Origin of the sequence: Mycobacterium sp. (assembly GCF_049647605.1) — a bacterium.
Lineage (GTDB): Bacteria > Actinomycetota > Actinomycetes > Mycobacteriales > Mycobacteriaceae > Mycobacterium.
The window spans coordinates 1-25,805 of record NZ_JBARXZ010000099.1; the positions used below are offsets into that span (position 1 = coordinate 1).

Here is a 25,805-nt window from a genome sequence, read left to right on the forward strand (position 1 = left end):
ACCTCGGCGGCTTCGAGCAGGCCTTCGGCCAGCGGCGTGCGCCCGCCGGCCGGCAGGTCGTCCAGGCGCCGGGCGGCGATGTCCACCGAGCCGGTGACCGGCAGTGCCAGTTCGGCGCCGGTGTCGCGGAACGTCACCAGGCCCACTCGGTCCCGGCGGCGGTAGGCGTCCAGGAGCAGCGACAGGATGGCGGTCTTGACGTGACGCATCCGCTCGCGGGCGGCCATCGAGCCCGACATGTCGACGACAAACAGCACCAGGTTGGATTCGCGACCTTCCCGGACTGCTCGGCGCAGGTCCTGGCGCTGCAGTTGCAGTCGGCCGGAGGTGCGGCCGCGGGCGATCTGGTGCGGTGCCGCCGACCGGACGGTCTCCACCAGATGGATACCGTGACCGGCGCCCTCGACGCTGGTGGCGCCGACCCGGCGACCGGCTGAGGTGCGAGCCCGGCTGCGCCGCCCGGATTGTCCTTCACCCACCCCGTCGACGGTGAAAAGCTTTGCGCGGTAGGGTTCTCCGGCTCCCACCGCGGCAGGCGCGCGGCTGCCCTGCGCGGGTTCGGTGCCGTCCTGGCCGCCTGCCGGGGGAGTGTGGTCGATGCCGTCGGGGGCGTCTTCGCCGCCGCCGCCGTCATCGTCGGGGCCATCGGGATCAGGATCGGGTTCCGGCGAGTCGGGGGGCAGCAGATCGTCGAGCGCCTGCTCGTCCATACCGGGTGCGTCGAACGGATTGCGCCGGCGCCGGTGTGGCAGGGCCAGTCGGGCGGCGACCCGGACATCCTCGACGGTGATGTGATCGCGGCCCTGCCAGGCGGCGTGGGCCGCCGCGGTCCGGGCGGTGACGATGTCGGCGCGCAGCCCGTCGACCTCGAAGGCGGCACACACCTCGGTGACCTTCATTAACATCTCGTCGCTGAGGTGCACCCGGGCGACCAGTTCCTGAGCGGTCCGGATGCGCTGCTGAAGCCGCTGCTGTGCTTGGGCGTAGGAGCTGCGGAACCCCTCTGGGTCCGCGTCGAAGGCGAGCCGGCGGCGGACCACCTCGGCGCGCAGCGCCGGGTCGCGCGGCGCGGCCACCTCGACGGTGAGACCGAAGCGGTCCAGCAGCTGGGGCCGGAGTTCACCCTCCTCGGGGTTCATGGTGCCGACCAGTACGAATCTGGCTGCATGAGTAACGGATACGCCGTCTCGTTCCACGCTGAGCCGGCCCATCGCGGCGGCGTCGAGCAGGAGGTCGACCAAATGGTCGTGCAGCAGGTTGACCTCGTCGACGTAGAGGATGCCGCGATGGGCATGGGCGAGCAGCCCGGGTTCGAAGTCGATGGCGCCGTCGCTGAGCGCACGTTCGAGTTGAATGGATCCGGCGACCCGGTCCTCGGTGGCTCCCACCGGCAGTTCGACGAGGCGCACCGGCCGGGTCTCGATCGCCGCTGCGGCGTCGAACGGGCCGTCGGGGGACACCGCGTGCGGGTCGCCCGGATCCGAGGAGAACCGGTCGCCGGCGATCACGTCGATCGGCGGCAGCACCTCGGTGAGTGCGCGGACCAGGGTGGACTTGGCGGTCCCCTTCTGGCCACGGACCAGTACGCCGCCGATGCCGGGGGACACCGTGGTCAACAACAGGGCCAGCGCCATGTCGTCGAGGCCGTCGGGCCCGTCGGGGTCGGCGCCGAGCACGGCGGAAAAAGGATACAGCTGCAGCATGAGGAGCTCCGCCCATGATCGCGAACCGATGACGGTCTTGGCGAGGCCGGTCTCCGGACTGACCGGTTCGGTCCTGCAGGGCAGGGCCGAAGTCGGATCACCGCAGCGGGCCTGTGCCGGACTCTCACCGGGCTTCCCAGATTCTCCCCTCGCACCGTACGCACCGTCGCCGGCACGGGGCACTCGGGGCACCTCGCACCTGTCACGCTAGCATCGCCGCCGTGGCGGTCGCGGACGTGCGTCTGGTTGTCGTGGGTATCGGCGCCGATGGTTGGGCTGGACTCGGCGATACCGCCAGGTCGGTGCTCGGTGACGCCAAAATTGTCGTCGGGGCGCCGCGGCAGCTCGAGCTGCTGCCGGAGGTGCCCGGCCAACAACGACTGGCCTGGCCGTCGCCGCTGCGTCCGGCGCTGACCACATTTCTGGACTCCCTCGGCGGGCGCCGCATCGTCGCCCTCGCCTCGGGGGACCCCATGGTCAGCGGGATCGGTTCGACCTTGGTGGACGTACTCGGAGCCGATCGGGTCACGGTGCTGCCGGCGGTGTCGTCGCCGGCGCTGGCCCGGGCGCGACTGGGCTGGCCGGCGGAGTCGACCGTTGTCGTCAGCGTCGTCGGACGCGACGCACACGCAGTGCTGCGCGAGCTGGCACCGGGCCGGCGGATCATCGTGCTGTCCTCGGACGAGAACACCCCTGCGGAATTGGCGGGCCTGCTCGGTGGCCGGGGCTATGGGGCCAGCCGGATGGTGGTACTGGGAAATCTGGGCAGCCCGACCGAATCTCGACTGGAAACCACGGCCGAGGTGTTCGATGCAGTGGTGCCGCGTCTCAACATCGTTGCCCTGGAGTTGATCGGAGAGCTCCAAACCGGCTGGGCAACAGGGCTTCCAGACGAGGCGTTCGAGAATGACGGCCAGCTGACCAAACGCGACCTGCGCGCGGCGGCAGCGGCCCGGCTGATGCCGGCCCCGGGACAGCTGCTGTGGGACGTCGGTGCCGGCGCGGGTTCGGTCGGTATCGAATGGATGCGCGCGCATCCGACGTGCCGGGCGGTGGCGATCGAAGCGGATCCGGCGCGGGCCGAGCGAATCGCTCGCAATGCCCGCGCTCTCGGGGTGCCGACCCTCGAGATCGTCAACAACACCGCCCCTGATGCCTTCGACGGTCTGGCCGCACCCGATGCGGTCTTCATCGGTGGCGGCGCCACTCGCCCCGGAGTGCTGGACGCCTGTCTGGACTCGCTGCGCCCGGGCGGCCGATTGGTGGTGCACGGGGTCACCCTGGAGACCGAGGTGCTGCTCGGGCAGGCCTACCGCCGCCACGGCGGTGAGCTGACCCGAATTCACGTCGAGCGGGCGGCTCCCGTGGGGACTTTCACCGGCTGGACACCGGGTCGCGCCGTCACTCAGTGGGCGTACCTCCAGCGCTGATCGCGCGGAACCGGGGGCCGGTCGGCGCCTGATTGCGGTCCCTCGGGCAGCGACCGCGGTGCGAGCCCGTTCGAAAGCACGTACACCGATCACACTCAGGGGTACCCTGCGTGCGTGGCGCCGGTGTCGTCTGCCGGAACACCCATCGCGGCTGAATTCGCCAGGTATGCGGTGAGACAACCAGTCTCGGTTGGGCGGGAACGCCTGGTACGACCTGACCCAGTAGAGCGTGGAGCGGCGTGAGTGTGCCGGTGCTCCCCGACATCGGATAGAAGGAGCAGCATGGCTGAGTTTGTCATCTCTGTCGACCAGGGCACCACGAGCACCCGGGCCATGGTCTTCGACCACAGCGGCGCCGAGATCGGTCGTCACCAACTCGAACACGAGCAGATCCTGCCGCAGGCGGGCTGGGTCGAGCACAATCCCGTCGAGATCTGGGAGCGCACGGCATCGGTGCTGACTTCGGTGCTCAACAAGACGAACCTGCAGGCGGCAGATCTGGCCGCGCTCGGCATCACCAATCAGCGTGAGACAGCAATGGTCTGGGACCGGAAAACCGGCAGGCCGTACTACAACGCGATCGTCTGGCAGGACACCCGCACCGACCGCATCGCCGCGGCGCTGGACCGTGACGGGCGCGGCGATGTGATCAGACGGAAAGCAGGCCTGCCCCCGGCGACGTATTTCTCCGGCGGCAAGGTGCAGTGGATCCTCGAGAACGTCGACGGTGTCCGCGAGGCCGCCGAGCGCGGGGACGCGATTTTCGGCACCAGCGACAGCTGGGTGACGTGGAACCTGACCGGCGGCCCGCGTGGCGGAGTACACGTCACCGACGTGACCAATGCCAGCCGGACCATGCTGATGAATTTGGAGACGCTGGATTGGGACGATGAACTGTTGTCGTTCTTCGATATTCCGCGCCAGATGCTGCCCCGAATCGTGCCGTCGTCCTCTCCTGAGCCGTACGGAGTGACGCTGGCCGCGGGTCCGGTCGGCGGTGAGGTGCCGGTCACCGGGATTCTCGGTGACCAGCAGGCGGCGATGGTGGGCCAGGTCTGCCTGGCGCCGGGGGAAGCCAAGAACACGTACGGGACCGGCAACTTCCTGCTGCTGAACACCGGCGAGAAGATCGTGCGCTCCGAGAACGGGTTGCTGACCACGGTGTGTTACCAGTTCGGTGACGCGAAGCCGGTGTATGCGCTGGAGGGTTCCATCGCGGTGACGGGGTCGGCGATCCAATGGCTGCGCGATCAACTCGGCATCATCAGTGGTGCCGCGCAAAGCGAGTCGCTGGCCCGGCAGGTCGAGGACAACGGTGGGGTCTACTTCGTTCCGGCGTTCTCCGGTTTGTTCGCGCCGTACTGGCGCTCGGATGCCCGTGGCGCCATTGTCGGCCTGTCGCGCTTCAACACCAACGCACATGTCGCACGTGCGGCACTGGAGGCGATTTGCTATCAGAGTCGCGATGTCGTCGACGCGATGGAAGCCGATTCCGGTGTGCACCTTGAGGTCTTGAAGGTCGACGGCGGTATCACCGCCAATGATCTGTGCATGCAGATCCAGTCCGACGTACTCGGTGTCGACGTGGTCAAGCCGGTGGTGGCGGAGACCACGGCGCTGGGCGCCGCCTACGCCGCGGGTCTGGCTGTCGGCTACTGGGACAACCCCGACGACCTCCGGGCCAACTGGCAGGAGGACAAGCGTTGGTCCTCATCGTGGGATGAGGAGCAGCGGACTGCCGGCTACGCCGGCTGGCAGAAAGCCGTGCAGCGCACCCTGGATTGGGTCGATGTAGGGTAGAACGGCACTCCACGAAGGACGAGGTGACCGGCGTTGTGACCATTGGACTCATCTGCGCTATCCCGGAAGAGCTTGCGCACCTGCAGGATTTGCTCGACGACGCCACACCCACGACCATCGGACATGCCGAGTTCCGCGAAGGTCTCCTGGCCGGCCGGCGCGTTGTGCTGGCCGGCGCAGGAATGGGAAAAGTCAACGCGGCCATCGTGACAACCGTGCTGGCGGAACGATTCCGCTGCGATGCGGTGGTGCTGTCCGGGGTCGCGGGAGGTCTCGACCCGACATTGGACATCGGCGACGTCGTCATCGCCGACCATATCGTGCAACATGATTGCGGCCGCATCGAGAACGAGACGCTGCTCAGCTACCAACCCGGGCACGTCTCGTTCATCAACCCCACCGGGCAGCTCGGTTACCAGACCGATGCTGAGCTGCTGGCCCGGGTCACCGCCTGCCTGGACGGGGTTGAGCTACCGGTGATCCCGCGGGCCGCCGGCGGCCGGGACCGACCGCCTCGGATCACCGCGGGGACGATCCTCACCGGTGACCAGTACATCCATTGCGAGGCCACCCGGGGACAGCTCCATGAGAAGTTCGGGGCGAGCGCCGTCGAGATGGAGGGGGGCGCCGTTGCGCAGGTGTGTGAGACCTTCGGCATCCCGTGGCTGGTGATCCGTGCCCTGTCCGATCTCGCCGGGCGGGATTCATCGATCGACTTCCCGCTCTTCGTCGACCGGGTGGCGTCGATCAGCGCGACCGTGCTCTGCCGGATCCTTCCGGCCATTCGCTGACCACCAACTCAAAGTGGCCCGCCCGAAGATATCGGGCGGGCCACTCTTGATGTCAGTCGATTGTCTGCGTCAGATCGTTGCGGCGCCGGCTTCGGCGACCTGCACGTCCTGCTCCACACTGCCGGCGCTGACACCGATGGCCCCGATGACCACCCCGTTGTCGGTGAGCAGCATTCCGCCGCCGAAGATCACCATGCCGCCGGAGGTCTGCTCCAGTCCGTAGAGCTCGGCACCCGGCTGCACCAACGGCATCAGGGCGGCGGTGGGTGCATTCATCAGGATCGAGGTGCGTGCCTTGCGGATGGAGATGTCGATGCTGGCCTTGATCGCCCCGTCCATCCGGACGAATGCGACCAGGTGACCGCCGTCGTCGACCACTGCGATGTTCATCGGCTGACCGATCTCACGTGCTTTGGCGACGGAGGCCTCGATCGCGGCCGTGGCAGCGGACAGGGTAATGGCAGACATGAATTGACCTTTCGAATAGGCTTTCCTGCAACATATTTGGCTATTGCGCGGCGAGATGCAGGCGGCCGGGACGATGATAGTGCCCATCATTGCCGATGGCAGTGGTTTGTCCGCGTTTGGCACTCCGGCTAGTGGGAGCCTAGCCAAAACCTCACCTTTTGATCAGTATTTGCCGCCCATCGGGAGAGTAAGTGATCGGGACATCGGAAAAAACGTCGCGGAGCGGCGGCTTGGCAACAGACTAGGCGAGTTCGGTGAATCCATCCGGACCGGATTGGGATGCGTCAGCCCGCGAGAGGGGTTGTGTCAGTGTCGAATATCGACATCTTCGTATGGGAGTTCCTGGGCACGGCGGTACTCTGCCTCCTCGGTAACGGCTCGGTGGCCGCGGTGGTCTTGAAGAATTCCTACTCCCATGGCGGTGGCGGCGACTGGCTGATCATCGTGCTGGGGTGGGGTTTCGGCGTCTTTGCCGGCGCCAGTATCGCTGCCCCGTCGGGGGCGCACATCAACCCGGCGGTGACACTTGCCGTGGCGATATCGGGAGGAATCCCGTGGTCGTCGGTCCTGGTGTACTGGGCGGCGCAAATGCTCGGCGGTATCGTCGGTGCCTCGCTGTGTTGGGCTGCGTTCAAACTGCAGTTCGACAACATGGACGACAACTCGGGCACGCGTGGCATCTTCTGCACCGCGCCGGCCGTGCGCCGTGTCCAGTGGAACATCGTCACCGAGATCATCGCCACCTTCGTGCTGATCATCTGGATCTTGACCAACCCGTTGGCCAATCAGGCACTGGGTTATGCCGCCGTGGCGTTTGTGGTGATCACCATTGGCTTCGGTCTCGGTGGGCCGACCGGTTACGCGATCAACCCGGCACGCGACCTCGGCCCCCGGATCGCCTACTGGTTCCTGCCCATCAAGGGCAAGGCCAAGCCGGACTGGGGCTACTCCTGGGTCCCGGTGCTGGGTCCGCTGATCGGTGCCGCACTGGCCGCCGGAGTGGCAATGCTCCTGCCGGCAGTCGTGTGACCGCGACAGACATCCATCCGTAGGCTGGAGCCATCTGCAGCAAGGGCTGCCGGGAAATCCAGGACTAGACGTAGGGAAGGTGGGGCATGGCCGTTCATCTGACGCGGATCTACACCCGAACCGGCGACAAGGGCACCACCGCCCTCGGTGACATGTCGCGGGTCGCGAAGTCTGACGTGCGGGTCGGCGCCTACGCCGACTGCGATGAAACGAATGCGGTCATCGGGTTGGCGATTGCCGCCGGCGGCCTCGACGACCGGACCGCGGCGGTGTTGGGGATCATCCAGAACGATCTCTTCGATGTGGGCGCCGACCTGTGCACGCCGGAGGCCGAGGTCAACGAGTACGAACCGTTGCGTGTCACCGAAGCTCAGGTGACCGCGCTCGAGGGGTGGTGCGACGAGTTCAACGCCGACCTGCCGAAACTTGCCAGTTTCATCTTGCCGGGCGGCACGCTTGCCGCCGCGCATCTGCACCATGCCCGCACCGTGTCCCGGCGTGCCGAACGCAGTGCGTGGTGCCTCGCCGAGACCGCACCGGTCAACGAGTTTGCGCTGCGCTACCTCAACCGGTTGTCGGACCTGCTGTTCATCTTGGCTCGTTGCGCCAACCCCGACGGTGACGTGCTGTGGCGGCCCGGCGGCGACCGAGCCACCAAACAATCCGGATAGACAGGACACTCATGAGTACACGGGTATCGACAGTCCGGTGGCGTGGATCGCTGGTCGGCGGGTCGGGTTCGATCGAACTCACGTCGTCGGGGCAGGCGAGCTTCGATTACTCGCTGGCCACCCGCGCCTCGGACCAGGCGTCTACGACTTCTCCTGAAGAACTACTCGCGGCGGCCTACGCTTCTTGCTACGCAATGCAATTGGCGGCGCTGATCGATCCGGGGCCAGACGAGGCCCCGGATCTTCACGTCGAAGTTGTGGTCACTCAGGGCGGCCCGGAGGTGGATTTCGGAATTGCCGACATCGCCCTGATCGTCCGCGGCCGCGGAGTCGATCGAACCGACGAGCAGTTCGTGGACCTCGCCCGCACCGCATCGTCGATGTGCCCGATCGGCCGAGCACTGTCGGCCGTGAAGATCAGTGTCGATGCCGCGTTGAACGCCTGAGCCTCAGGTTCGGTCCGGCCGCTGGATGAGTCTGCGGAGCCGCACCTGCAGCACCACGCCGTTCGGGACGTCGGTGCCCGTCGCCCAGGTGGCTGTGGCGGCATCGCGCTCCCCGAGTAGATCCAGAACCGCGCACACGATGTCACCGTGGGTGACGACAACAGTCGGGCAGTCCGAGGCCGCGATGTGCAGTAGCGCGGCCTGGATCCGCTCGGTCGGGTCCTCGAGATGCTCGGGAGTGCGGCTGGACGCCGAGACCAATCTGCCGGCGTCGCTCCAGCCCCGTTCACGAAGGCGTTTGTCGATCACCGTCTCGGCGCCGAGGATCGTCGCCATCGCTTGTGCCGTCTGAATCGCCCGGACCGCATCCGAGCTGACAATTCGTTCGATCTGTTTGTCCTGCAAGGAATAGCCGGCGGCGTAGGCCTGCATGGTCCCGCGCGCGGTCAACGGCGGGTGCGAGACCTGCCGCTGCATCCGGCCTTGGGCGTTCCACGTCGACTCACCGTGACGTACCAGCCACAAGTGACGGCTACGTCGGCCGCCGACCGCCTGGATCATCCCACATTCAGTCTCGGCAGGACTGGTTGTATGGCCTGACCTGGAACAAAACCGGCGACCGCGCCGATCACCGTTGTGGCGGGCGCGCCGATTCCGGCGTCTCGGGCCGCCGCGGCGATCGTGACGAGGCCGGCCCGGACTTCGCGCTGGCTCGGTAGGCTGCCGTCGGCGATCACCGCCGCCGGTGTTTCGGGGTCCATGCCGCCGTCGACCAGCGCCGCAGTGATGGCATCGAGATTCCCGACCGCCATCATCAAGATGATGGTCGTATTGGTTTGTGCCAGAGCCGCATAGTTGATCGTCGATTCGGGATGGTCCGGCGGCACGTGGCCGGAGATCACGGTGAACCCCTGGGTGAGGCCGCGATGGGTGGCGGGAATCATCGCCGAGGCCGGGGCCGCGATCGAGGAGCTGACACCGGGAATCACGTCCACGTGGATACCGGCGTGCACGCAGGCGTCGATCTCCTCACCTCCTCGGCCGAAGACAAATCCGTCACCTCCCTTGAGGCGAACCACGGTCTTGCCTTCCAGCGCGTGACTGATGAGCAGTGAATTGATGTGACTCTGCTCCATCCTCCGACCACCGGGGATCTTCGACGCGTCGACGATCTCGGCGTGCGGTGCATACTCGGCGAGCACTCCGACCGGAGCGAGCCGATCTGTGACGACGACGTCAGCGCCGGCGATGGCGTCACGTCCCGCGACGGTGAGCAGACCCGGGTTTCCGGGTCCGCCGCCGACCAGGATCACCCTGCCGACCCGGGGTCGGTCAGCGTGCGGGGTCGAGTTCGGGTCCGCGATGTCAGATGGGTCTTCGTAGATGCAGAGCACTCCACGCCTACGGGCCTCGTCATTGATTTGGCTGTCGAGTGCTTCGATGCCGGTGCACGCGAAAACCAGTGCTGCCGAATCGAGATCACTAGGTTGGAAGTCCCGTTCGCGGATCGCGACAAGTCCGCGATCGGCCAGGTCCGACAGATACGCCGTCGGCTCGGGGGACACCACGGTGACCTCGGCGCCGGCGCGGATCAGCGCGCCCGTGGTCGCCATCGCCCGCCCGGCAGAACCGGCGACGAGCACGTGGTGTCCGAGCACCGGTAGGTCAACCGAGATTGTCTGTTCAACCCGGCGAACGGTGGGAATCGAGTTCGCGGTCATGAGCGTGCGCCGCCTCTGTGCTGGTAGTCGTTGTAGCTGGTCTGTCGTTCGTGGAGGAGTCGGGCGTGCCATCGTGACTGCGCCGGTGGGCCCGAGAACTCTGCCACCGGTCGGGGGTCAAACACTGTGAGCTGTCGGCCGGTACTCGCCGAGGCCGCCTCGGTGACCACGCAGCGCCGCCGACACCAGCGCCGCACGTTTGTGCACCCCGAACTTGTCCATGATGTTGTGCAGGTGGAACTTCACGGTCGCCTCCGCAATGAAGAGTCTGGTTGCGATCGTGCGGTTGTCCAGGCCTTCGGTGAGCAGCGAAAGCACTTCACGTTCTCGACGGGTGAGGGATAGCGAACAATCCGATACCGGGTCGGCGGCGGGTGCCCGCAGTTCGGCGATCAGCGCGTCGGCGCTGAAAGCGTCGAGCGCGGCCTGACCTTCGATCACTCTGTGAACGGCGCGCAGCAGGTCGGTTGACGGGGATCGGCGGTGCACCAGAGCGTCGGCGCCGGATCTGATGAGATCGATCGCTTGAGCTGAGGTGTCCGCGTCATCCATCACGACGATCACCTTGGGCTCGAACTCCAACTCGCCGAGCAGCTGGGCCAGTGACAGACCGCGATCCATTCCGACAACAAGCAGGTCCGGTTGTAGCTCACGTAGCCGATCAACGAGTTCGTCGTCGTGTCTCAGCTCGCCGATCAACATGATCCCACCGGACTGCGAGACGAGGTGTATCAGGCCGTGACGCAACAGGTCGTCGTCCATTACGAAGACCGTGCGTAGACGTTTGACTTCAGTGAAAGTTGTTCTGTTATCCGAGATTCGGTGCGATGCGCCAGTTTCGGGGCTCCTCGGCGCCGCGTTGACGGGCGCGTACCGTGTCTGTGACCAACCCATGATTGACTCCGTCCTCCAGGTCAGCGGGCCGAATGCTATTGCGGGGGGCGTTGCAGTAACGTTGCAACGTGGTGAAGTCGCCGCCACCGCCGTGATTGAGACGCCGGTTACTCTGCGAGCACGCAATCCCCGCAGAGACCCGAGTTGGGGGCAAGGTAGAACAGGCAGCAGCTGCGCCGGACGAACTTGTTGTGCTCGAACCTTGCGGTTCCCGAGAGGTTTTCGGTCTCCATGAGTGCCCGGACCAGCTCCCGGCCGCGGCTCTCGTACTGCGGCTGAGACAGGGCCATGACGGTCACCGCGCCGTTCGCGGCGGACATCACGTTTCCCCACATGACTTTGCGCGACAGCGCCGTCACCGATCGTAGCGCCTCATTCAACGGTTGAAGAATTTCGTGGATCAATGATGCGGAGATTGCGGCGGCGGCACTGACGGTAGTGGGTGTAGTCGACCATCCGCACACCGCCACGCCGAACCGCGGGGAATGGCTCGCTGTAGTTGTCCACCTCACGGAATCGGCGGTGAGTAACGGGACTGCAGCAAAAGTGCTTGCGGCTCCGATGGTGGGTGACAAAAGGCGCGAGGCAATTCCGAGCTGGAACGACGAGGATGCCACTCTGAGCGGAATTTTCTGAGGTTCACAGCCCGCCCATTGGGCTATTGCCGCACGGGTGCGATCAACAGATTCCGCCAGGTATCCATGATCGAGCAGATTTGCCACCGGCTGCCATTCTTCGCCGGTATCGGTATCTAGAGTGAAGTAGTCGCCAAGGCGGGCGATACGAGTGAGAATCTCGGTGCCATCGACAGCCGTGATCGGTTGTCCTGGCGTGGTGTCAGCGGTATCCATGGCCCCTTCACGCTAACCCGGCAGCTCGGCGAGCGGCACCCAACCAGGTGGTTCCTCTTCGGTTGGTGGGGTCTCCGCTCTGGTCGGAGTGCCAGCGCTGGGCGGGTTCGAAGCCGGCGGATCGGCCGGCGTTGTGCCGGCTTCGGTCGGGGCGTGCAGCCTTGTGCAACCTCTCCGAGTGGCGGCACTTGCAGGCCCGTAGCCTGCCCTTTCGGGCAGTGACCCGCACTGCAACGTTTCTGCAACGTGACACGAGACACAATTGCGCGGCGTGGGACGAACGTGTCCCGCTCGCTGACGTCAGGTGGCGCGAAGTCACCCCTCAACCTCTTGGAGCAGTGCATGACGCAACCAATCCTCGATCCCGCGGTGGACTATCCGTTGAGTGCAAACCGAAGGGACCTGCTTTTCACCCCTACCGGCAAATCCATCGAGGACATCACCATTGAAGCGGTGGTCTCGGGCGAGGTTCAGGCCGCTGATCTCCGAATCACGCCGGACACGCTCCGACTCCAGGCCCAGATTTCGGAGAAATCCGGCAGAACCCAGCTGGGCGCCAATCTTCGACGGGCCGCAGAAATGGTAGCCATCGCCGACGACCGCGTTTTGGAGATCTACAACGCATTGCGTCCCAATGCGTCCACCAAAGCGGAACTCGAGGCCATTGCCGAAGAACTGCAGACCCAATACGGCGCAACCATGCTTTCTGAACTGGTGCGTGAGGCGGCCGACGTTTACGAGCGCCGCGAAATCCTGGCGACGAGCGAATAGGACAGAACAATGACGGCAGAACCCATGCAGAAATCCGGCTCCGCAGGTAATGGAGTACGGCATTCCGCTCGAACTCTGATCCTGGAGGACCGCCCGGTCAACCTCGACGGCTTTGTCGAGGAATGGCCCGAGGTCGGAATGGTCGCAATGGACAGCGACTTCGATCCGCAGCCCAGTGTGCGGGTGGAAAACGGTCTCATCGTGGAGATGGACGGCGTCGCACGCGCCGACTTCGACTTCATCGACCAGTTCATCGCCGACAAGGCACTCGATGTCGAGACCTCTGAAAGTTCTATGGCGTTGCCGGCGAACGAGATCGCCCGCATGCTGGTCGACCCGAGCGTGACCCGCAGCGAGGTCATTGCCATCACCAAAGGCCTGACTCCCGCCAAGTTGCTGGCGGTCGCCAAGAACCTCAACATCGTCGAGATCATGATGGGCATGCAGAAGATGCGGGCCCGTCGCACGCCGGCGAACCAAGGCCACTGCACCAGTGCCAGGGACAACCCGATCCAGGTCGTGTGTGACGCCGCAGAAGCCTCGCTGCGCGGTTTCTCCGAGGTGGAGACGACCCTCGGTGTGGTGCGGTACGCGCCGTTGGTCGCCATGGCCCAGCAGATCGGCAGCCAGGTCGGCACCGGTGGGCCGCTGACGCAGTGCGCACTGGAGGAGGCCACCGAGCTGGATCTCGGTATGCGTGGCATCACCGGATACGCCGAGACCATCTCGGTGTACGGCACCGAACCGGTCTTCGTCGACGGTGACGACACTCCGTGGTCGAAAGCGTTCCTCGCAGCCGCGTATGCCTCGCGCGGTATCAAGATGCGTTTCACCTCGGGCACCGGTTCTGAGGTGCAGATGGGCAACGCTCAGGGAAAGTCGATGCTGTACCTGGAGATTCGCTGCATCCTGATCGCCAAGGGTGCCGGCGTGCAGGGACTGCAGAACGGCTCGATCTCCTGCATCGGTGTTCCGGGTGCGGTACCGGCCGGTATTCGGGCGGTCGCCGCGGAGAACCTGATCGCCTCGGCGGTGGACCTGGAATGCGCGTCGGGCAACGACCAGTCGTTCTCGCATTCGGCCATGCGGCGCACTGCGCGGTTGATGCCGCAGATGATGCCGGGAACCGACTTCGTGTGCTCGGGCTTCTCCTCGATGCCCAACTACGACAACATGTTTGCCGGATCGAACCTCGAGAGCGACGACTACGACGACTTCAACACCATCCAGCGTGATCTGCAGATCGACGGAGGGCTGCGGCACGTCAAGGAGGCCGACATCCTCGCCGTGCGTACCCGCGCAGGCAAGGCGCTGCAGGCGGTGTTCCGCTACCTGGATCTGCCGCCGATCACCGACGCCGAGGTCGACACGGCCGTCTACGCCAACGGCAGCCGTGAGCTCATCCCCAGGGATGTGCTCGAGGACCTCAAGGGTGCCCAGCAGGTGATGGACCGCAACATCACCGGCCTCGATCTGGTGAAGGCCTTGGAATCGACCGGTTTCTCCGATGTCGCCTCGAACCTGCTAGCTGTTCTGCGCCAACGTGTTTCGGGTGACCTGCTGCAGACCTCGGCCATCCTGACCCGCGACCTCCAGCCGTTGTCGGCTGTCAACGATTCGAATGACTATGCAGGTCCCGGTACCGGCTATCGGCCTTCCGGGGCCCGTTGGGAAGAAATGAAACGGCTGCGCCACGTGACGAGCGCATCCAATCCAGAGTTGGAGGTGGAGTGACGTGTCGAGCATTGTGAACGAAGGCCAACGGGAGATCTCGTTCAGCGAGGGCGGCGTGGCCGAGCGGGGCAAGCGCGCCGATGAAGTGGTGGTCGCGATATCGCCGGCCTTTGCGAGCCTGTTCAGCCAGACCATCATCGGGTTGTCGCACGCCGAGGTGATCCGCCAGATCCTGGCCGGTATCGAGGAGCAAGAGGTGAGCGCGCGATGTATCCGCGTTCAGCACAGCGCCGACCTCGCGCTGATGGCCCACACGGCGGCGAAGCTGTCGGGTTCCGGAATCGGGATCGGGATCCTGGCCCGCGGCACCTCGATGATTCACCAGCGGGACCTGCCGCGGCTGTCCAGCCTCGAATTGTTCCCGCAGTGTCCGCTGCTGACGCTCGAGACCTACCGCAACATCGGCTCAAACGCTGCACAGTACGCCAAAGGTGAGTCGCCGGAGCCGGTTCCGACCCTCAACGATCAAATGGCTCGTCCGCGCTGGCAGGCCAAGGCGGCTTTGTTGCACCTCAAGGAGACCGAGTTGGTCAAAAAGGGGGCAAAGACCGTCGAAGTGATCCCGGAGTTCGCCACAGCAGCGGCCGGATAGACAGGGAGTTGACTTGGTGAACAGGATGGTCGTCGGGGTCGATATCGGCAACTCCACGACAGAGGCGAGTCTCGCGGAGATCGACACCTCGGGGTCGGTCGAGTATGTCGGCGCGGCACTGACGCGCACGACGGGTATCAAGGGGACGGTCAGCAACGTCGACGGTGTTGCGAAGGCGGTGATGTGGGCGCTGGAAGGCGCCGGCGTCCAGCTGGCTGATCTCGAGCTGATACTTCTCAACGAGGCAACGCCGGTGATCAGCGGGTTGGCGATGGAGACCATCACCGAGACCATCATCACCGAGTCGACAATGATCGGTCACGACCCCCGTACGCCCGGAGGTCGCGGACTCGGAGTCGGCACGATTGTCGACTTCGAGTCCCTGGCCGACGCGGAACCGGGAGAGCAGCTGATCCCCGTGGTGCCCAGAGGGGTCGACTTCGACCTCACGGCCGCCACGATCAATCAGGCCTGCGATCGTGGTGTCGAGGTGACCGCCGCGATCCTGTGCAACGACGACGCCGTTCTGGTGGCCAACCGACTGCGTACCAAGATCCCGATCATCGACGAGGTGTCGCGCATCGATGCGGTACCGCGGGGGATGATGGCCGCGGTCGAGGTGGCCGCACCCGGGCAGTCCATCCGAACCCTGTCGAACGCCTACGGTCTGGCGACGATCTTCTCCCTGGATCCCGATCAGACCAAGGTCGTCTCTCCGGTTGCCCGGGCACTGACCGGCAACCGTTCGGCGGTGGTGGTCCGGACTCCTTCCGGTGATGTCGCCGATCGCACCATCCCGGCGGGTTCGCTGGAGTTGATCGGGAACTCCAAGAAAGCTGTCGTGAACGTCTCGCTCGGTGCAGCGGACATCATGTCGGAGGTGGAGCGGGTCAGCCCGCTGGTCGACGTGGTGGGCGAAGCCGGAACCAACACCGGCGGGATGATCTCCAACGTCCGTCAGAGCATGGCGGATCTGTCCAAACATGAACTGGCGGATGTGCGTATCCAGGATCTCCTGGCGATCGACACATTGGTGCCGCAAGAGGTCCGGGGCGGTGTCGCCGGCGAGGTCGCGTTGGAGAACGCTGTCGCGCTGGCGGCGATGGTCCGCACCAAGGAGAGCGGGATGAAGGCCGTCGCGGATGCGGTGGCCGAGCATCTGCGCCATGCCGGTGCCCACCGGGTGGAGGTTGTGGTCGGTGGCGTCGAGGCGGAGATGGCGGTTCTCGGGGCGCTCACCACACCCGGGACCGACAAGCCGCTGGTGGTGCTTGATATGGGTGGCGGTTCGACGGACGCGGCGGCGATCGGCCGTGACGGCCGCACAGATGCGACACACCTGGCCGGTGCCGGTGATCTTGTCACCAAATTGATCGATGCCGAGCTGGGGCTGGACAACCTCGAACTTGCCGAGGAGATCAAGCGTTGCCCGTTGGGCAAGGCGGAGAGCTTCTTTCATGTTCGTCTCGAGAACGGGACCGTGCAGTTCTTCGAAAAGCCCTTGCCGGCAACCGCGTTCGCGCGGGTCGTGACCCTGGGTGAGCACGAAGGCGAGATGAACCCGATACCCACCCGGCACTCGCTGGAACGCATCCGGGACGTTCGCCGGACGGCGAAGGAACGAGTGTTCGTGGTGAACGCGCTGCGGGCACTTCGCAGTGTCGCCCCCGGCGGTGATCTGCGCCAGATCGGATTTGTGGTGCTGCTCGGCGGTTGCGCACTGGACTTCGAGATTCCGGAGCTGATCGCCGACGCCGTTGCTTCGTACGGGATCGTCTGCGGCACCGGCAACGTTCGTGGCACCGAAGGTCCCAGGAACGCGGTGGCCTCCGGACTCGTCGCGTCCTACGCGTCATCGGTCGTCGAGATGACGGACGTGCCGGTCATGGCCGACCGCCACGAGGCGGTGGCTTCGGAGGTGGGTGCGCGTGCTTGAAGGCGGTCAACCGGAAAAGCCGGCCATCCTGGTGTTCAGTCAGGGAAGCGGGCAGCTCGAGAGTGAGTTGTTGGCGGGGATCGAGGAAGAGGGTGTCCCGTCGGTGGTCGAACGACCAGCCGGCGGAGGTGACGCGCTCTCCCTGGCGGTCGCGGCCGCGGGACGTTCGTCCTTGAGCGTCGGGGTGGGCATCGACTCTGCCGGCGGGGTCTGTGTACAACACGACAAGCTGCCTCAACCGCTTACCGAACTGACCTCGGCGCCGGGCGCGGAACCTGCCGAGGTTCGCATTCTCGGTCACAACGCCGCGCGAATCGTGGTGGGTGTGCCACTTCGCACCAGCGAGTATTCATGAGCGCCTACCGGGCACCGGTGGCTGAGCTGCGCTCCGAGGAAGCGCGGGTCCTCCACGAGCTCAATGATCTGATCAAGATGCAGCAGGCATTCCTGAACAGTTGCTCAGATGCGACATGGATCAGTGAGGACGAGCGCGCCGCGATCCGCTGGCTGTTGTCCGCTCTGATCGACCATCGACGCCGAGTGCGAGTTGCGGCCCGAATGTGGCGGACCCTGCATCCCGACGAGCGGGCATCACGCGCACTCGCGGAGGAGACCGTCGAGTTGATCGACGAGAACCGCCGATTCTCACCGTATATCGCGCAATGGCGTGCCGTGGTGGTGGAACGTGCTCGTGTTGAACGAAATGATATGTGGCGCAGCATGCTTGAACTTGCCGAGGCCAATTTGGGCCCGAAGCGCGTGGGGTTGGGAAATGTCTTGATCCCATCCGGCGCCGAACGGAGTGCGGGCTGATCGTTCTGACGCAGTCGGTGGTTCCCCATTCCGGGCGGTGCTGACCTACGGTGGATTTCTGTCCGGGCTTGCGGCGATTGGGTATCGTGGCGGCAGCGGGACAAAGCGGGAGGCTCGGGGATTTCGGAACCATCGCACAGAAGTTGCGAGGAGCGTGATCGCTGATGGAGATGTGGAAATCGTTGGGCGGCCGGATATCTGATCGGGCGCGGATAGCTGAGCTGCAGGCACTTCACGAACGTTTCATCGCCGGAGAGCTCGATCCGTGGTCTCTCGACTCTGCCGAGATTCGCCCGGTGGTGGCAGCGAGTTGGCGGCGCAGCCTGGCCACCGGGGTCGATCCTGACTTCGGGGCGGCACCCGACCTGGTGATGTCCTCCAACCTCACCAGGATTCGCGAGGCGCATCCCTTGGCGCCCGCGTTACCGCTGATCCGGCGCTTGCTGGTCGAGGATGCCGAGGACTCCGGCGTGGTGGTGGCCGTGATGGCGGCCGACGGCACGTTGCTGTGGGTGGAAGGTGACTCGTCGGCGTGCCGTAAAGCCGGGGAGATGAACTTCGTGGCCGGCGCGGATTGGAGTGAGCGGGGAGCCGGGACAAACGCGCCGGGCACCGCGGTGGCCCTCGACAGTGAGATGCAGATCCGCAGTTCGGAGCATTTCTCCCGAGCCGCCCAACCATGGAGTTGCACCGCGGTACCCGTACACGACCCGGCCACCGGGGCGATCCTGGGGGCCATCGATCTCACCGGCGGCACGGATGTGGCATCTCCGGGAACGTTGGCCCTGGTGCGGGCCACCGCCCTGGCGGTGGAGAAGCACCTGGCGCTGGCCAGGCTGGTCGCCCCCGGTGCGGTCGACCCGACTGTCGGCAACGCCCGGTTCAAGGTGATGGGCGTCGACCGTCCGACCTGGCAGCTGACCGGCGAGCGGGGCCAAACTCGCACCGTCCCGCTCTCGCCCCGCCATGCCGACATCCTGGTGCTGCTGATGCACCACCCAGAGGGGCTGGGCGCAGACCAGCTCGCGTTGCTCCTCGATGACAAGGACCTCGACGTCGGGACCGTCCGGGCCGAGGTGTCGCGCATGCGCCGGGCCCTGCCAGGGCTGGTGGGGTCGCGCCCGTATCGGCTTCTCGGACCCATCAAGGGCGACCTTTCCTCGGTGCTCGACGCGCTGAAGGCCGGTGAGGTGGTGACGGCTCTCGACCACTACACGGGTGCCCTGCTGCCGCGGTCGATGTCGCCCGCCATTGCGCGACTGCGCTCGGAGTTGAGCGCAACCCTGCGCGGGGCCGTGGTGGCCTCCGGCGACACCGCCTTGTTGCGCCGCTGGCTGGAGTTGCCCGAGGGGCGCGATGACCGTGACGGCTGGTGGCTGCTGCACAACAGCTCCGAGGTCGGATCGATGGGCCGGGCGCAGGCCCGTGGCCACCTGGTGGCGCTGGACCTCGACCTGGGCTGAGACCGGGGCTATCCGAAAGTCGGGGAAACGGCATCAGGGATTCCCAGCAGCGGGTCTTTGCTGTTTACTACGCCTCGATCCGAACTCGCCGGGCTGATCTTCGACGGGGTGAGACGAGCACGTGAAGGAGCAGAGCCCGCATGACGAGCTATCAAGAGCACTACCGCGCCAGCATCGAGGATCCGGTCGCGTTCTGGTCGCAGGCCGCCGAGGCGGTGACCTGGAGTCGTGAACCGGAGCGGGTGCTCGACGACAGTGCGGCGCCGCTGTCCCGATGGTTTGCCGGCGGCGAGCTGAACACCTCCGTCAACGCGTTGGACCGCCATGTCGCCGGTGGGCGGGGCGAACAGGCGGCGCTGATCTACGACTCACCGGTGGCCGGGACCGCACGCACGTACAGCTACCGGGAGCTCCTGGAGGAGACCGCGAAGTTCGCGGGTGTGCTGCACGGCCTGGGAGTCACCAAGGGCGACCGGGTGGTGATCTACATGCCGATGATTCCCGAGGCAGTCATCGCCATGCTGGCGTGCGCGCGGATAGGCGCGGTGCACTCGGTGGTGTTCGGCGGATTCGCCGCCCACGAGCTCGCCGCCCGCATCGACGATGCCCAGCCGGCGGTACTGGTGTCGGCCTCCTGCGGAATCGAGCCGTCCCGCGTGGTGCCCTATCAGCCGATGGTCGAGGCCGCTCTGGCTGCTTCCACGCATCCGCCGCGGCACTGCGTCGTCGTGCAGCGGGACCGGTTGCGGAGTGAACTCACCGCCGGTCGCGATCTGGACTGGGATGAGGTGATGGCCACCGCCGTGCCCCGGGACGCGGTCCCGGTCGCGGCCACCGACCCGTTGTACGTCCTCTACACCTCAGGCACCACGGGTAAGCCCAAGGGCATCGTGCGCGACAACGGTGGTCACGCGGTGGCGCTGCTGTGGACCATGCAAAACATCTACGGGATCGAACCCGGCGAGGTGTTCTGGGCCGCCTCCGACGTGGGCTGGGTTGTCGGCCATTCCTACATCGTCTACGCGCCGCTGCTGGCAGGTGCCACGACGGTCTTGTACGAGGGCAAGCCGGTCGGCACCCCCGATCCCGGGGCGTTCTGGCGGGTGATCTCCGAGCACGGGGTCAAGGTGCTCTTCACCGCGCCGACGGCGATCCGCGCCATCCGCAAGGAAGATCCCGCCGCGGGGTACCTCGAGGAGCACGATGTCAGCGGCCTGCGCTATCTCTTCCTGGCCGGTGAGCGGCTGGATCCCGACACCTACCACTGGGCGACCGAGAAGCTGGGAATCCCGGTGATCGACCACTGGTGGCAGACCGAGACGGGATGGCCGATCGCGGCGAATCCGGTCGGGGTCCAGGAGCTACCCATCAAACCTGGTTCTCCGACGGTGCCCATGCCGGGATACGACCTGGCGATCCTGGATGTCGATGGATCCGAGTGTGGCCCGGGCGAGGAGGGGGCGGTCTGTCTGAAGATGCCGCTGCCGCCGGGCACGCTGGCCACCCTGTGGGGTGATGACGCGCGGTACCAGGAGTCCTACCTGCGCGCCTATCCCGGGTACTACCTCAGCGGCGACGGGGGATTTGTCGACGAGGACGGCTACCTGTTTGTGATGGGACGTACCGACGACGTCATCAACGTTGCCGGGCACCGTTTTTCGACCGGTGCCATCGAGGCGGTCCTGGCCTCACATCCTTCGGTCGCCGAATGCGCGGTGATCGGTGTCGACGACGAGATCAAGGGTCAGGTACCTCGCGGCTTTGTGGTGCTCAAGGCGAAAGCCTCAGAAGACGGCGTGCCCGCCGAACTGATCGCGTTGATTCGCGACGAGATCGGACCGGTGGCGTCCTTCAAACTGGTCGATGTCGTTCCGGCGCTGCCGAAGACCCGCTCAGGCAAGATCCTGCGCAAGGCGATGCGCAACATCGCCCACGGGGTGGACGAGGCGGTGCCGTCGACCATCGAGGATCCGGCCGTGCTGCACGCGCTGCGGCCGGTTCTGGAGAAGTGAGGTAGTCGCTCCCGCCGCTGCCTTCAGCGGCGGGAGTAACGCTCCTGGTGTACCACGGTGGCCAGCGGATCGCGGTCGCGCCATCCGTACCGTTCGAGATCCGGGGTGCCGGGAAGCTCGGTGACGTGACCGACACACAGCCAAGCGACGGGTCGCACGTGCTCGGGCATATCGACCAGCGAACGCAGGAACTGCTCGCGGTAGAACGAGACCCAGCCGACACCGAGGCCTTCGGCTGTCGAGGCGAGCCACAGATTCTGGATCGCACAGACCACCGAATAGAGTCCCGCGTCGGCGATGGCGTGTCGCCCGAGAACCTGCGGTCCACCGCGGGTGGGGTCGTATCCGACGACGATGCCCAGCTTGGACTCGCAGATGCCCTCGACCTTGATGTTCGCGAACGTCTCCGCGCGCTCCCCGGACAGCGACGACGCAAAGATCTGCCGTTCGAAGGCGACGTGCTCGCCGAACGCGGCGAGCGTCTCGGGGGACCGGACCAGGACAAAATCCCACGGTTGCGACATGCCTACCGACGGTGCGGCGTGGGCCGCGGACAGGATGCGATCGAGCACCTCATCGGCGACCGGTTCGCCGGTGAACTCCCGGCGAGTGTCCCGTCTGCGGTTGATGACGTCGTACAGACTGCCGGTGAGATGTTGCGCCGGAGCACTCATGTACGGCCCCCGACCTGTTTGGTGGTGCGATCGCGCAGCGGGTCGTAGAGATGGCTGTCACCGGCGCAGGTGTCCGGTCGCTCGGCGAGTGCCCGCCCGACCAGAATGACGGCGGCCTGGCGCAGGCCGGCGGCCTCGACCTGGTCGGCGATATCAGCGACGGTGCCCCGCAGCACCAGTTCCTGTGGTTGAGAGGCGCGGTAGACCACCACGACGGGGCAGTTGCTCCCATAGGACGGGGCGAGCTCGGCCATGAGCTCACGGGTCCGGGTGATCGCCAGGTGCAGCACCAGGGTTGCCTGGGTGGCGGCAAAGGCGGCCAGCGATTCCGTGTCGGGCATGGCCGTGGACCGCTGCTGGGTCCGGGTCAGGACCACCGACTGGGCGACCAGTGGAACGGTCAGTTCCCGTCCCACCCGGGCGGCCGCGGCGGCGTATGCCGGCACCCCGGGGGTCACCGACCAGGGCACGGCGGCGGCGTCGAGCCGACGGGTCTGTTCGAACACCGCGCTGTAGATCGTGGGGTCGCCGGAGACCAGGCGGACCACCCGCTGCCCGCTCTGCTGGGCAGCGACGATGCAGCTGATGATCGCGTCGAGGTCGAGATCTTGGGTGTCGACCAGAGTTGCTGTCGGCGAGCAGTTCTCGAGAATCTCGGGGTCGAGGTAGGTGCCGGGGTAGAGCACCGTATCGGCTTCGGCGAGCAGGCGCGCCGCCCGCAGGGTGAGCAGGTCGGCTGCACCGGGGCCGGCGCCCACGAACTGCACCTGATGGCGCTCGGAGGTGCTCAACGGACCCACCGCGGCGTCCACACCCGTCCGGAAGCCGTCACCCGGGTTGCCGATGCTCCCACCAGCAGCAGACATTTCATGTCGATGGTGTCGGTGTCGAGGTCGCCCAGGGTGGTCACCGTCAGGGACTCCTCGGCCCGGCCGACATCCCGGCCGATCATCACGACGGTATCGGGGCTGCGGTGTTCGAGCAGCACCTTGCGGGCCACGGCGATCTGATCGGGGCGGGCCCGCGAGGCGGGGTTGTAGATGGCCAGGACCAGGTCGGCGTCGGCGATGGCCCGCAGCCGAGCTTCGACGACGGACCACGGCTTGAGCCGGTCGGAGAGGCTCAGTACCGCAAAGTCGGCGCCGATGGGTGCTCCGGCGCGGGCGGCGACGGCCTGAACCGCGGACACGGCGGGCAGTACCCGCACCGGGACCCCGGCGTACACCGGGTCCTCGGCGGCTTCGAAAACCGCTGCAGCCATGCCGAATATGCCGGCGTCGCCGCCGGAGACCACCGCCACCTTCTCGCCCCTTCGGGCCAGGTCCAGGGCAAAGCGCGCCCGGTCGACCTCGACGGTGTTTCCGGAGGCGTGTCGCTGCAACCCTTCTCGCTGCGGCACCCGTGCGACATACGGGCCGTAACCGACCACGTGATCGACCTCCGCCAGCGCGCCGACGGCCTCGGGGGTGAGCCAATCCTGCGGCCCCGGACCCAGGCCGATCACCAGCAGCTCGGCGGCTTCCTCGACGCTGGGCGTCTCGAGGGTGGCGGCGAGTTCACCGGGTCGACGGGTTCGCTGCCCGTTGACCGAATCGCCGTTGACGACAATCAGCGACAGGTAGGGCACCGAGGTCTCGTCGACATCGGTGACGGGCATCCACCGTTGTTCGGGGTGACTGGCGCGCTCGATGTACAACGCATGGGTGAGCCGGCCCGCTGATGCCAGGGCCCGTCGCACGGCCGGGAACGTGCGGCCGAGCTTCATGATGATGGCGCCGTCGGTATCGGCCAGCCGCCGGGCCAGCTCCGCCTCCGGGAGGGTGCCGGGCAGCACGGTCAGGACATCGGTCTGGCGGACCAGGGGAGAGGCGGTGGCGGCCGTCGCGGCCACGAATGCCGGGATTCCGGGGACCACCTCGGTCGGGTAGTCGGGACTGAGGCGGTCGTGCATGTACATGTAGGAGCCGTAGAACAGCGGGTCGCCTTCGGCGAGCAGCACCACAGTCCGGCCGGCGTCGAGGTGGACCGACAGCCGGGCCGCTGACTCCTCGTAGAAATCGGCGAGGGCGCCCGCATATCCGCCGGGGTGATCGGTGGTTCCGGTGGTGACGGGGTAGCGCAGTTCCTCCTCGATCACACCGTCGCGGATGAGGTCGGCGGCGATGCTGCGCGCATACGACTGCTTGTTGACTCCGGCGTGGTAGGCCAGCACGTCGGCCTCTCCGATGAGCCGGGCGGCCTTGAGTGTGATCAGCTCGGGATCACCGGGACCCAGACCGACGCCGTAGAACTTCCCGACAGTGCCGCCGGCTGTCATTCGGTCTCCGAGGCGAGCGCATTCAGTGCCGACGAGGTCATGGCGGAACCGCCGAGCCGGCCCCGGATCGTGACAAACGGGATGTCGATGCCGTGGTCGTCGGCGAAGGCGATGAGAGCGTCTTTGGACTCGGCGGCGCCGATGAAGCCGACCGGGCAGCCGATGATCGCGGCGGGGCGCGGAGCTCCGTCGAGAATCATTTCCAGCAGGTGGAAAAGTGCGGTCGGAGCATTACCGATCGCAACGACGGCACCTTCCATGACCGGTTCCCAGAACGAGACCGCAGCTGCGGTGCGGGTGGTGCTCCAGTCTCGGGCCATCGGGGGGACACGCTCGTCGTGCAGGAAGCAGTGCACGGTGTTGCCGGCAGGTAGCCGGCTGGCGGTGATCCCGGTGGCCACCATCTGGGCGTCGCAGAGAATGGGGGCTCCGGCATCGAGGGCGGCGCGGCCGGCGCGGACCAGATCCGGGTGAACCACCAGATCCTTGATCAGCATCGGCTGGCCGGTGCCGTGGATCATCCGCACCGCCAGCTTCTCGGCTTCGGGTGGGATCGCCGACAGGTCGGCCTCGCGACGGATGGTCGCGAAGGAATCGACGTAGATCGCCGGGCCGTTGTCGATGTAGTCATAGCGCTTGGTGGGCCGGACGGGGCTGGTCATCGAGTTCCTTCAGATCCGCAGAAACGACAGCGTGCCGGCTGTGGCATCGCCACGCGCGTACCGCTGCCGGTAGCGCGCGTTGATGTCGACCCTAACGCGCTTGGAGATTCCGGCGGAGCTCGCCGAATAGCTAGGGTTCGCGAGCGCGACGGTCGAGGTGACCCTGAGGTGCGCGCCACAACGGGACGTGAATGTTGCCAGGGTCACTCGACCGAGCCTATGGTAGAACCACAGACTGGATGGGTGCAGCTGCAAGAAGGGGCCTACGTGTCGGAGACCGCGCCATCCGAGTGGAAGCCGCTCCCACGCATTCGCACGCATGAGCAGGTAGTGGCCGAGATCGAGAACCGCCTCAACAATGGCTCACTGAAGGCGGGGGATCGGCTGCCACCGGAGCGACAGTTGGCAGAGGCGCTCGGGGTGAGTCGGGGGGCCGTTCGCGAAGCCCTTCGGATCCTCGAGGCCATCGGAGTGGTGGAGGCCGGAACGGGATCCGGTCCGATGTCCGGATCGCGGATCGTCAAGGACAGCACCGGGGGTATGGGCATGGTGCTGCGCATGCACCTACAACTGGCGTCCTTCACCCAGGACGATCTGGTCGAGACCCGGCTGATGCTGGAGCGGCTCTCATGTCGTAAAGCGGCAGCATGTGCCACCAAGGACGACGTCGATGCGCTGCGCTCGTTGATCAGTGCGATGCGCGGTGCCCATTCGATGGCTGCCTACAACGATCTCGATGCGGCTTTCCACGTCGGCATTGCGCAGGTGTCGGGCAACGGCCTTGCCGCCGCATTGATGGCCGCGATGCGGGAAGCGTTGCGGCAGGCCATGGTCACGGCCTTCGAAGGGCTCGACGATCTCGGCGCCACGATGGCTGCTCTGACCGACGAGCATGAGGTGATCGTCGACGCGATCGCCGCCGGTGACGGTGACGCGGCCGCCGACCTCGTGACCAAACACATCGTGAGCTTCTACCGTGCGCTTGGGCTCAGCGATCTCGACTGGGCACCGCTGTGAGGAGTTCCCT

General features: G+C 66.2%; 26 protein-coding genes and 1 riboswitch. Of the genes, 15 read left to right on the top strand and 11 right to left on the bottom strand.

The features are described 5' to 3' along the window. Window positions 1-1,703: VWA domain-containing protein (locus tag WBB07_RS12275; protein ID WP_526308009.1), on the bottom strand; the 1,703-nt coding region annotated here is incomplete at its 3' end. A 27-nt stretch (window positions 1,704-1,730) separates the two neighbouring features. Continuing rightward, a riboswitch (cobalamin riboswitch) is annotated at window positions 1,731-1,887 on the bottom strand. Between the two features lie 37 nt (window positions 1,888-1,924). Between WBB07_RS12275 and cbiE the strand changes: the two genes are divergently transcribed. The 3 genes from cbiE (at window position 1,925) to WBB07_RS12290 (ending at window position 5,724) form a co-directional block, all read left to right on the top strand. Next, window positions 1,925-3,133 carry a precorrin-6y C5,15-methyltransferase (decarboxylating) subunit CbiE gene (gene cbiE / locus WBB07_RS12280; protein ID WP_526308011.1) on the top strand — a complete coding sequence of 403 codons (1,209 nt, stop codon included), beginning with the start codon at window positions 1,925-1,927 and terminating at the stop codon, window positions 3,131-3,133. Between the two features lie 282 nt (window positions 3,134-3,415). After that, the gene (gene glpK, locus WBB07_RS12285; protein WP_526308013.1) at window positions 3,416-4,933 is read left to right on the top strand and encodes a glycerol kinase GlpK; all 1,518 of its coding nucleotides are present in this window, start codon (window positions 3,416-3,418) and stop codon (window positions 4,931-4,933) included. A 35-nt stretch (window positions 4,934-4,968) separates the two neighbouring features. After that, window positions 4,969-5,724 (top strand): 5'-methylthioadenosine/adenosylhomocysteine nucleosidase, encoded by a 756-nt coding sequence (locus WBB07_RS12290; RefSeq protein ID WP_526308015.1) that lies wholly within the window; start codon window positions 4,969-4,971, stop codon window positions 5,722-5,724. A gap of 69 nt (window positions 5,725-5,793) precedes the next feature. Here the strand turns inward: WBB07_RS12290 and WBB07_RS12295 are convergent, their stop codons facing one another. Continuing rightward, window positions 5,794-6,192 (bottom strand): heme-binding protein, encoded by a 399-nt coding sequence (locus WBB07_RS12295; RefSeq protein ID WP_526308017.1) that lies wholly within the window; start codon window positions 6,190-6,192, stop codon window positions 5,794-5,796. Between the two features lie 309 nt (window positions 6,193-6,501). Here WBB07_RS12295 and WBB07_RS12300 point away from each other — a divergent pair, with 309 nt between their 5' ends. The 3 genes from WBB07_RS12300 (at window position 6,502) to WBB07_RS12310 (ending at window position 8,338) form a co-directional block, all read left to right on the top strand. Beyond that, a complete protein-coding gene (locus tag WBB07_RS12300) occupies window positions 6,502-7,221 on the top strand; it encodes an MIP/aquaporin family protein (RefSeq protein ID WP_526308018.1) in 720 nt (239 codons plus the stop codon). 86 nt (window positions 7,222-7,307) lie between these two features. After that, entirely contained in the window at window positions 7,308-7,892 is a 585-nt protein-coding gene (locus WBB07_RS12305; protein ID WP_526308020.1) for a cob(I)yrinic acid a,c-diamide adenosyltransferase, read from the top strand. Between the two features lie 11 nt (window positions 7,893-7,903). Then, window positions 7,904-8,338, top strand: a complete 435-nt coding sequence (locus WBB07_RS12310) for an OsmC family peroxiredoxin (protein ID WP_526308022.1) — start codon at window positions 7,904-7,906, stop codon at window positions 8,336-8,338. Window positions 8,339-8,341: 3 nt separating this feature from the next. Here WBB07_RS12310 and WBB07_RS12315 read toward each other — a convergent pair whose 3' ends face one another. The 4 genes from WBB07_RS12315 to WBB07_RS12330 form a co-directional block, all read right to left on the bottom strand. Continuing rightward, entirely contained in the window at window positions 8,342-8,899 is a 558-nt protein-coding gene (locus WBB07_RS12315) for a histidine phosphatase family protein (RefSeq protein ID WP_526308024.1), read from the bottom strand. Next, on the bottom strand, window positions 8,896-10,059 hold the full coding sequence (cobA, locus tag WBB07_RS12320; RefSeq protein ID WP_526308026.1) for a uroporphyrinogen-III C-methyltransferase: 1,164 nt from the start codon (window positions 10,057-10,059) through the stop codon (window positions 8,896-8,898). Before cobA ends, WBB07_RS12315 begins: the two co-directional genes overlap by 4 nt. A gap of 117 nt (window positions 10,060-10,176) precedes the next feature. Further along, window positions 10,177-10,821: a response regulator transcription factor gene (locus WBB07_RS12325; protein ID WP_526308028.1), complete on the bottom strand. Its 645-nt coding sequence runs from the start codon at window positions 10,819-10,821 to the stop codon at window positions 10,177-10,179. 239 nt (window positions 10,822-11,060) lie between these two features. Next, the gene (locus tag WBB07_RS12330) at window positions 11,061-11,804 is read right to left on the bottom strand and encodes a (2Fe-2S)-binding protein (protein ID WP_526308030.1); all 744 of its coding nucleotides are present in this window, start codon (window positions 11,802-11,804) and stop codon (window positions 11,061-11,063) included. Between the two features lie 342 nt (window positions 11,805-12,146). On the opposite strand from WBB07_RS12330, the gene WBB07_RS12335 reads away from it, so the two are divergent. The 8 genes from WBB07_RS12335 (at window position 12,147) to WBB07_RS12370 (ending at window position 21,125) form a co-directional block, all read left to right on the top strand. Further along, window positions 12,147-12,575, top strand: coding sequence for a diol dehydratase small subunit (locus WBB07_RS12335; RefSeq protein ID WP_526308032.1), 429 nt, complete (start codon window positions 12,147-12,149; stop codon window positions 12,573-12,575). 9 nt (window positions 12,576-12,584) lie between these two features. Beyond that, complete coding sequence (locus WBB07_RS12340) at window positions 12,585-14,309, top strand: propanediol/glycerol family dehydratase large subunit (RefSeq protein WP_526308033.1); 1,725 nt, start codon at window positions 12,585-12,587, stop codon at window positions 14,307-14,309. Between the two features lies 1 nt (window position 14,310). Then, window positions 14,311-14,901, top strand: coding sequence for a propanediol/glycerol family dehydratase medium subunit (locus WBB07_RS12345; protein ID WP_526308035.1), 591 nt, complete (start codon window positions 14,311-14,313; stop codon window positions 14,899-14,901). 25 nt (window positions 14,902-14,926) lie between these two features. Beyond that, window positions 14,927-16,837, top strand: coding sequence for a diol dehydratase reactivase subunit alpha (locus WBB07_RS12350; protein WP_526308216.1), 1,911 nt, complete (start codon window positions 14,927-14,929; stop codon window positions 16,835-16,837). After that, window positions 16,830-17,192 (top strand): glycerol dehydratase reactivase beta/small subunit family protein, encoded by a 363-nt coding sequence (locus tag WBB07_RS12355; protein WP_526308037.1) that lies wholly within the window; start codon window positions 16,830-16,832, stop codon window positions 17,190-17,192. The genes WBB07_RS12350 and WBB07_RS12355 overlap by 8 nt, the downstream gene beginning before the upstream one ends. Continuing rightward, complete coding sequence (locus tag WBB07_RS12360; RefSeq protein WP_526308039.1) at window positions 17,189-17,650, top strand: hypothetical protein; 462 nt, start codon at window positions 17,189-17,191, stop codon at window positions 17,648-17,650. The genes WBB07_RS12355 and WBB07_RS12360 overlap by 4 nt, the downstream gene beginning before the upstream one ends. A gap of 164 nt (window positions 17,651-17,814) precedes the next feature. Then, complete coding sequence (locus WBB07_RS12365; protein ID WP_526308041.1) at window positions 17,815-19,113, top strand: GAF domain-containing protein; 1,299 nt, start codon at window positions 17,815-17,817, stop codon at window positions 19,111-19,113. Between the two features lie 140 nt (window positions 19,114-19,253). Further along, window positions 19,254-21,125: a propionyl-CoA synthetase gene (locus tag WBB07_RS12370; protein WP_526308043.1), complete on the top strand. Its 1,872-nt coding sequence runs from the start codon at window positions 19,254-19,256 to the stop codon at window positions 21,123-21,125. A 23-nt stretch (window positions 21,126-21,148) separates the two neighbouring features. Here the strand turns inward: WBB07_RS12370 and bluB are convergent, their stop codons facing one another. Genes bluB through WBB07_RS12395 form a run of 5 tightly spaced genes read right to left on the bottom strand, consistent with a single transcriptional unit; the run spans window position 21,149 to window position 24,985 of the window. Next, the gene (gene bluB / locus WBB07_RS12375; protein WP_526308045.1) at window positions 21,149-21,799 is read right to left on the bottom strand and encodes a 5,6-dimethylbenzimidazole synthase; all 651 of its coding nucleotides are present in this window, start codon (window positions 21,797-21,799) and stop codon (window positions 21,149-21,151) included. Continuing rightward, window positions 21,796-22,665: a precorrin-4 C(11)-methyltransferase gene (gene cobM, locus WBB07_RS12380; protein ID WP_526308047.1), complete on the bottom strand. Its 870-nt coding sequence runs from the start codon at window positions 22,663-22,665 to the stop codon at window positions 21,796-21,798. Before cobM ends, bluB begins: the two co-directional genes overlap by 4 nt. Further along, entirely contained in the window at window positions 22,587-24,116 is a 1,530-nt protein-coding gene (locus tag WBB07_RS12385) for a precorrin-2 C(20)-methyltransferase (protein WP_526308049.1), read from the bottom strand. Before WBB07_RS12385 ends, cobM begins: the two co-directional genes overlap by 79 nt. Beyond that, window positions 24,113-24,778: a precorrin-8X methylmutase gene (locus WBB07_RS12390; protein WP_526308051.1), complete on the bottom strand. Its 666-nt coding sequence runs from the start codon at window positions 24,776-24,778 to the stop codon at window positions 24,113-24,115. Before WBB07_RS12390 ends, WBB07_RS12385 begins: the two co-directional genes overlap by 4 nt. Window positions 24,779-24,787: 9 nt before the next feature. Continuing rightward, window positions 24,788-24,985 (bottom strand): hypothetical protein, encoded by a 198-nt coding sequence (locus WBB07_RS12395; protein WP_526308053.1) that lies wholly within the window; start codon window positions 24,983-24,985, stop codon window positions 24,788-24,790. 36 nt (window positions 24,986-25,021) lie between these two features. On the opposite strand from WBB07_RS12395, the gene WBB07_RS12400 reads away from it, so the two are divergent. Beyond that, on the top strand, window positions 25,022-25,795 hold the full coding sequence (locus WBB07_RS12400; protein WP_526308055.1) for a FadR/GntR family transcriptional regulator: 774 nt from the start codon (window positions 25,022-25,024) through the stop codon (window positions 25,793-25,795). Window positions 25,796-25,805 lie beyond the last annotated feature (10 nt).

What these genes read in the sequence shown, in the direction of transcription:
- cobM (WP_526308047.1), bottom strand. Translation starts at nt 22,665, where the DNA reads ATGTCTGCTGCTGGTGGGAGCATCGGCAACCCGGGTGACGGCTTCCGG.
- WBB07_RS12350 (WP_526308216.1), top strand. Translation starts at nt 14,927, where the DNA reads ATGGTCGTCGGGGTCGATATCGGCAACTCCACGACAGAGGCGAGTCTC.
- WBB07_RS12365 (WP_526308041.1), top strand. Translation starts at nt 17,815, where the DNA reads ATGGAGATGTGGAAATCGTTGGGCGGCCGGATATCTGATCGGGCGCGG.
- WBB07_RS12360 (WP_526308039.1), top strand. Translation starts at nt 17,189, where the DNA reads ATGAGCGCCTACCGGGCACCGGTGGCTGAGCTGCGCTCCGAGGAAGCG.
- WBB07_RS12310 (WP_526308022.1), top strand. Translation starts at nt 7,904, where the DNA reads ATGAGTACACGGGTATCGACAGTCCGGTGGCGTGGATCGCTGGTCGGC.
- WBB07_RS12305 (WP_526308020.1), top strand. Translation starts at nt 7,308, where the DNA reads ATGGCCGTTCATCTGACGCGGATCTACACCCGAACCGGCGACAAGGGC.
- WBB07_RS12370 (WP_526308043.1), top strand. Translation starts at nt 19,254, where the DNA reads ATGACGAGCTATCAAGAGCACTACCGCGCCAGCATCGAGGATCCGGTC.
- WBB07_RS12325 (WP_526308028.1), bottom strand. Translation starts at nt 10,821, where the DNA reads ATGGACGACGACCTGTTGCGTCACGGCCTGATACACCTCGTCTCGCAG.
- WBB07_RS12340 (WP_526308033.1), top strand. Translation starts at nt 12,585, where the DNA reads ATGACGGCAGAACCCATGCAGAAATCCGGCTCCGCAGGTAATGGAGTA.
- bluB (WP_526308045.1), bottom strand. Translation starts at nt 21,799, where the DNA reads ATGAGTGCTCCGGCGCAACATCTCACCGGCAGTCTGTACGACGTCATC.
- WBB07_RS12330 (WP_526308030.1), bottom strand. Translation starts at nt 11,804, where the DNA reads ATGGATACCGCTGACACCACGCCAGGACAACCGATCACGGCTGTCGAT.
- WBB07_RS12335 (WP_526308032.1), top strand. Translation starts at nt 12,147, where the DNA reads ATGACGCAACCAATCCTCGATCCCGCGGTGGACTATCCGTTGAGTGCA.
- WBB07_RS12390 (WP_526308051.1), bottom strand. Translation starts at nt 24,778, where the DNA reads ATGACCAGCCCCGTCCGGCCCACCAAGCGCTATGACTACATCGACAAC.
- WBB07_RS12295 (WP_526308017.1), bottom strand. Translation starts at nt 6,192, where the DNA reads ATGTCTGCCATTACCCTGTCCGCTGCCACGGCCGCGATCGAGGCCTCC.
- WBB07_RS12315 (WP_526308024.1), bottom strand. Translation starts at nt 8,899, where the DNA reads ATGATCCAGGCGGTCGGCGGCCGACGTAGCCGTCACTTGTGGCTGGTA.
- glpK (WP_526308013.1), top strand. Translation starts at nt 3,416, where the DNA reads ATGGCTGAGTTTGTCATCTCTGTCGACCAGGGCACCACGAGCACCCGG.
- WBB07_RS12385 (WP_526308049.1), bottom strand. Translation starts at nt 24,116, where the DNA reads ATGACAGCCGGCGGCACTGTCGGGAAGTTCTACGGCGTCGGTCTGGGT.
- cobA (WP_526308026.1), bottom strand. Translation starts at nt 10,059, where the DNA reads ATGACCGCGAACTCGATTCCCACCGTTCGCCGGGTTGAACAGACAATC.